The organism is Mesorhizobium sp., from assembly GCF_005063415.1.
Classification (GTDB): domain Bacteria; phylum Pseudomonadota; class Alphaproteobacteria; order Rhizobiales; family Rhizobiaceae; genus Mesorhizobium.
Genome location: NZ_SUEG01000081.1, coordinates 1 through 5,135 on the forward strand (window position 1 = coordinate 1; position 5,135 = coordinate 5,135).

The window sequence follows — 5,135 nt, forward strand, 5'->3', positions numbered from 1 at the left end:
GCAGTACAACATCGAATACCGGGCAGCCGACGCCACCGGCAATCCCTATCTGTCGCTGGCGGCGATCGTGCGCGCCGGGCTGGAGGGGCTGAAAGCCAAGCTGCCGGCGCCGCCGCTGGTCTCAGGCGACCCGACGCAGATGAGCGTTGCCGAGCGCAAGAAGCTTGGCCTCGTGCGGCTGCCGGAAACGCTGGCGGCGGCGCTCGACGCGCTCGTCGCCGACAAGACCGTGACAGGATTGTTCGCGCCGGTGTTCGTCGAGACCTTTGTCGGCCTCAAGCGGCATGAGACCGAGCGCCTCGCCGGTCTCGACCCAGTGGCGGTCTGCGACCTCTACCGGACGCTGTATTGATGGCTGCGCCGCTTGCCAGCGCCATCCCACCTCAGGGTTGGCCACCCGCGGTCGAAGCGATCAACGAAACGGGGCGTTCCGATATCGTTCTGATATGCGAGCACGCGTCCAATCACATCCCGGCCGAATATGCGCGGCTCGGTCTCGACCGCAGCCATTTGCGGCGCCATATCGCCTGGGACATCGGCGCCGCCGAAGTGACCCGCGCTCTGTCGAAGCTCCTCGATGCTCCGGCCTTCCTCAGCTCCTATTCGCGGCTTTTGATCGATCTGAACCGGCCGCTGGGTTCCAGCGGCAGCATTCCGGTGCTCTCGGAGGACACTGACATCCCCGGCAATGTCGGCCTCGATCCGGAGGAGCGAAGCCGGCGTGCCGAAATCATGTTCGCGCCGTTTCATGACCATGTGGCCGCCCACCTCGACGAGCGGGCGAAGCAGGGCAGACCGACGCGGATCGCGACGATCCACTCCTTCACGCCGGTCTTCCTCGGCATTGCGCGGCCCTGGCACGCCGGTGTGCTTTACGACCGGGCAGTCGATTTGGGCCAGGCAGTGCTCGCCGGCCTGCGCGCCGATAGTGCGCTCAACGCCGCGGCAAACGAACCCTACCTGATCAGCCGTGACGGCGACTATGCCATACCCGTCCATGGCGACGATCGCGGCGTTCCCGCGGTCCTCATCGAGATCAGGCAGGATTTGCTGGCGAGCCGCTCCGGCATCGAGGAATGGGCGCACCGCCTGGCAGCAGCGTTGCCGGCGCAGACAAAGGCTTTGTGAACAAGCTCGGCTCAGTAGCGCAACGCGAGAGCCGAGCCGTCGGCGAAAAGCCTCCACCGTCCTCAGGAGAAGATTTGCGACAGTTCTTCGACGCTGGTGCCTTCCTTGACTTGCCGCAGCTCGACATAGCTGACCGCCGTGGCCACCGACAGCACCATCGATAGTACGGTCGATACCAAGGCTGCCCCCACACTAGCAATGATCCCGCCAAACATGACGATGACTGCCAGCATCACCCACTGGATGACCATCGCGATGATCATCAGGATCAGGAAGAGGCCAAATAGCGGCCAGCGGTTGCCCTTGGTCAGGACACGGCTGCGAGACATCGAACCGAACACGCCAAGCCGCTCCTGGATCAGAACCGGCACCGCCACGCACCATCCGAGCCATAAGATGATGCCGGGAACCAGCAAGGCTATCGACGCCAGGCCCGCACCCAGGCCGACGAGCAGCCCAATACCAAGGGTCGGCAGCAAATTGCGGATGGCTATCTGAATGCAGTCGCCAAAGGTCGGCCGCTTGCCGTTCAAGTCCTCTATCGTCGCCCGCACCAGCGCCGACTGGAGCAGCAGCGCGAAAACGAAGGATAGCAATCCCGCAATAGCCGTAATCCATGAATTCTGAAACATCATGGAGGGATCGGCTGCGGCGCCGGGGGCGCCCTGCAGAACCGCATCTATTTGCGGTTGGCTCCACAGCCGAAGAATAATCGCCGGCAGGCCTGAAAACAGCAGCGCGAGCCCAAGACACAAGCCGATGTTGCGGCCGATCACGGCGAAGCTGTTGTTGAACACCCTGCCGATCTCGAATTTCTCAGGCCGTTCCAATGTCGTTGAAGCCATGATTTCCCCCCGTGTTTCGCCGTAACAATATCACGGCGCCCTAGTAGTAATTCTGCCAAGATTGACGGTCGCCGTCCAGCCCACTTGCAATTCTTCCGCTGCATTGTCAGTGTCGGCTGGGAACCACAGGTTGCAGGGGAGCGGGTGGCGTTGGCACAGCCAGGCACAGCGGAAGCCGAATGGCTGACCAATCTGCACAAGCAGCTGATCGCCGATGAGTCGATCCAGTTCGACCTGCCGGCCTATGTGCCGCCAAAGCCGCCCGAGTGGCTGAAACCGCTGCAGGATTTTTTGTCGTGGCTCGGTCCATACATGATCTATCTGTTCTGGGGGGCGGTGATATCGGGCGTCGCAATCATCCTGCTTTTGGTCTTCCTCGAGGTGAAAGGCATCGCCTGGCGGCTGCCGTCGCAGCGCGCTCGGCCCGAAGTCGAAGACGAAGAAACCTGGCGCCCAGACGCCGGCGCCGCGCAGATCCTGCTGTCGCAAGCGGATGCGCTGGCTGCATGCGGCGACTATGACGAGGCGGTTCACCTTTTGCTTCGGCGCAGCGTCGCCGATATCGCCGGCCGACTGCCGGACTTCCTGCGCCCGTCGCTCACCGCGCGCGACATCGCCAATGCCCCTTCCCTGCCGGGAAGGGCACGCCATGCGTTTACCGAGATCGCCCGCATTGTCGAGGCGGCGCTGTTCGCGCGCCGGCCGGTCGGCGCGGAAGGCTGGCGGCAAGCACGCGGCGCCTATGAACGGTTCGCCTTCCGGGATGCCTGGACGTGAGCGCACCGGCGGTCGAGGCACAGGAGCCGTTCAATCGAAAGACACTGTTTTGGGGGATTTTCGCCAGCCTGCTTGCGGCGGCCGGTTTCTTCCTGCTGTCCACCTATGCCCCCGATTTCCGGCAACCCGGCAATGGCGGCGCCACGCCGCTGTCGAAAAGCGGCGTCGGCTACGCCGGCCTGGCGGAATGGCTGAAGCTGACCGGCGAACCGCCCTTCATGGCGCGGACAGAGGACGATCTCGCCACCGACATGCTGCTGATCGTCACCATTTCGCCCGATAGCGATCCGGGAGCGCTCGACCACATCCTCAACCTTCGCCGGGACCAGAACACGCTCTTCGTGCTGCCCAAATGGCAAATCCTGCCGCTGCAGGAGCATGAAGGCTGGAACATGAAATTCGGGCGATTGCCCGGTTCGGTGGTGAACGAATGGCTTGGCCGGATCGCCGATGCAAAGATCGGTGCCGGCCAGGGCACGGCAAAGCAACTCGACATCGAAGGCAACATGGTTGCCGCACCCGAAGAATTGCAGTGGGTGGCCGACAAGTACCCTCTCATCGCAGCCGGCAATGACAAGGCTGTGCTTACCGAACTAGACGACAAGCCGTTCTATATCCTGACCGACCCCGACCTGATCAACAACGCCGCTCTCAAGGATCCCGAAAAGGCAGCAGCCGCGCTCGCGCTGATCGCCTTGCTCCAGCCGGACGACGGGCCGGTGATGTTCGATCTGACGCTGCACGGCGCGGGGCGAAAGTATGATCTGGCCAAGCTTCTGGTCGAGCCGCCGTTTCTGGCGCTGACACTGACGGTCCTGGTCGCCGCGGCGCTGGCGTTCCTGCATGGCCTTGGCCGGTTCGGCCCGCCGCGCGCCGACCAGCGTGCGATTGCCTTCGGCAAGCGTGCGCTGGTCGACACGACGGCGATGCTCATGCGGCGTGCCGGCCGGCTGGAGGAGCTGGGAAGCCGCTATGCGGCCCTGATGCGGGTGCGCGCCGGCGCGCTGCTCGGGGCACCGCAAGGACTGCAAGGCAAAGCGCTCGACCACTGGCTCGACTCTCGCGATAAGGAGCAAGCCGGCGGCTTCACGACGCGCTCGCAAGCCGCCGGCGAGGCCAAGAACCTGACGCAGATGCAACAGGCAGCAGAACAGCTGCACGACTGGACGGCAAGGAGGCTCGGTGAACGTCGATGATGTGAAGGCCCTGGCGACACGGATCAGGGAAGAAGTGGCCAAGGCGATTACCGGGCAGCACGATACGGTCGACCTGATGCTGACCGCCTTATTTGCGGGCGGGCATATCCTGCTCGAAGGTCCTCCCGGCACGGCCAAGACAATGACCGCACGCTGCTTCGCCCAGGCGCTTGGGATCGCCTACGGGCGCATCCAGTTCACGCCGGACCTGATGCCCGGCGATATCGTCGGGTCGAACATCTACAACTTCCAGACCGGGCAGTTCACGCTGACGCGCGGTCCGATCTTCTGCGATCTTCTGCTTGCCGACGAAATCAACCGCACGCCGCCCAAGACGCAAGCCGCGTTGCTCGAGGCGATGCAGGAACATGCGGTCACCTTCGACGGCACCACGCATTCGCTCGGCCGCAATTTCATGGTCGTCGCGACCCAGAATCCGATCGAGCACCAAGGTGTCTATCCGCTGCCGGAGGCGCAGCTCGACCGCTTCCTGTTCAAGCACCGCGTCAGCTATCCCGGCCCCGAGGAAGAACGAGCCATCATCGTCCATCACGGCGGCGGCTCCGCCTCGCACGACATCGCGCAATATGGCATCGAGGCGCAGACGGACCGCGAGACGCTGCAGGAGGCACTCGCAACCGTCGGCTCCGTCACCCTCGTCGACGATGTCGTCGGCTACATAGCGGCGCTGGTCCGGGCTACGCGTGAAAATGCCGATCTGGAAGTCGGAGCCAGCCCGCGCGCGGGCGCCATGCTGGCGCGGGCGGCGCGTGCCCGGGCGGCGCTGGACGGACGCGCCTATGTGATCCCCGACGACGTCAAGGCGCTGGCGGTGCCAGCGCTGCGCCATCGCGTCATCCTTTCGCCTGCCGCACAGATCGATGGCCGGCTGGTCGAGCAGATCGTTTCCGACCTGGTCGACCAGACGGAAGCACCACGTTGATCTATCCCAGTGGCCGAGCGGTTTGGGCAGCAGCGGCCGGCGCGGTCCCGGCCTTCCTGGTCGCGCTGGCACTGCCGTCGTTCTGGTATCTGGGATTGCTGTGGAGCTGCCTGCTGCTTGCCTTCCTGGCGGTGGATGCCGCGGCCGGACGCGGGCGGGCATCGCTGAATGCCAGCATCGATGCGCCGCAGCAGGTCGGTGTCGGCGGCGAGTTCGGCGTGCAAATCGCCGACCGTCACTCGGGGC

5 protein-coding genes and 2 pseudogenes are annotated in these 5,135 nt (G+C 64.4%); 6 read left to right on the forward strand and 1 reads right to left on the reverse strand.

Annotation, left to right across the window (positions count from 1 at the left end; all coding sequences use genetic code 11):
- Together E5W70_RS20350 and E5W70_RS20355 are read left to right on the forward strand one after the other, a co-directional pair.
- A pseudogene (locus E5W70_RS20350) lies at positions 1-352 on the forward strand (glutamine synthetase); the annotation flags it as partial.
- Positions 352-1,128: an N-formylglutamate amidohydrolase gene (locus E5W70_RS20355; protein ID WP_292661476.1), complete on the forward strand. Its 777-nt coding sequence runs from the start codon at positions 352-354 to the stop codon at positions 1,126-1,128. The pseudogene E5W70_RS20350 and the gene E5W70_RS20355, both read left to right, overlap by 1 nt.
- 62 nt (positions 1,129-1,190) lie before the next feature.
- Here E5W70_RS20355 and E5W70_RS20360 read toward each other — a convergent pair whose 3' ends face one another.
- Entirely contained in the window at positions 1,191-1,925 is a 735-nt protein-coding gene (locus E5W70_RS20360) for a hypothetical protein (protein WP_292661479.1), read from the reverse strand.
- Between the two features lie 192 nt (positions 1,926-2,117).
- On the opposite strand from E5W70_RS20360, the gene E5W70_RS20365 reads away from it, so the two are divergent.
- The 4 genes and pseudogenes from E5W70_RS20365 to E5W70_RS20380 form a co-directional block, all read left to right on the forward strand.
- The gene (locus E5W70_RS20365; protein ID WP_292661482.1) at positions 2,118-2,750 is read left to right on the forward strand and encodes a DUF4129 domain-containing protein; all 633 of its coding nucleotides are present in this window, start codon (positions 2,118-2,120) and stop codon (positions 2,748-2,750) included.
- The gene (locus tag E5W70_RS20370) at positions 2,747-3,946 is read left to right on the forward strand and encodes a DUF4350 domain-containing protein (protein ID WP_292661485.1); all 1,200 of its coding nucleotides are present in this window, start codon (positions 2,747-2,749) and stop codon (positions 3,944-3,946) included. Before E5W70_RS20365 ends, E5W70_RS20370 begins: the two co-directional genes overlap by 4 nt.
- Positions 3,933-4,889: a MoxR family ATPase gene (locus tag E5W70_RS20375; RefSeq protein ID WP_292661489.1), complete on the forward strand. Its 957-nt coding sequence runs from the start codon at positions 3,933-3,935 to the stop codon at positions 4,887-4,889. The genes E5W70_RS20370 and E5W70_RS20375 overlap by 14 nt, the downstream gene beginning before the upstream one ends.
- Positions 4,886-5,135: pseudogene (locus E5W70_RS20380) on the forward strand (DUF58 domain-containing protein); the annotation flags it as partial. The gene E5W70_RS20375 and the pseudogene E5W70_RS20380, both read left to right, overlap by 4 nt.

Coding starts and splice junctions, on each gene's coding strand:
- E5W70_RS20355 (WP_292661476.1), top strand. CDS start 352: ATGGCTGCGCCGCTTGCCAGCGCCATCCCACCTCAGGGTTGGCCACCC.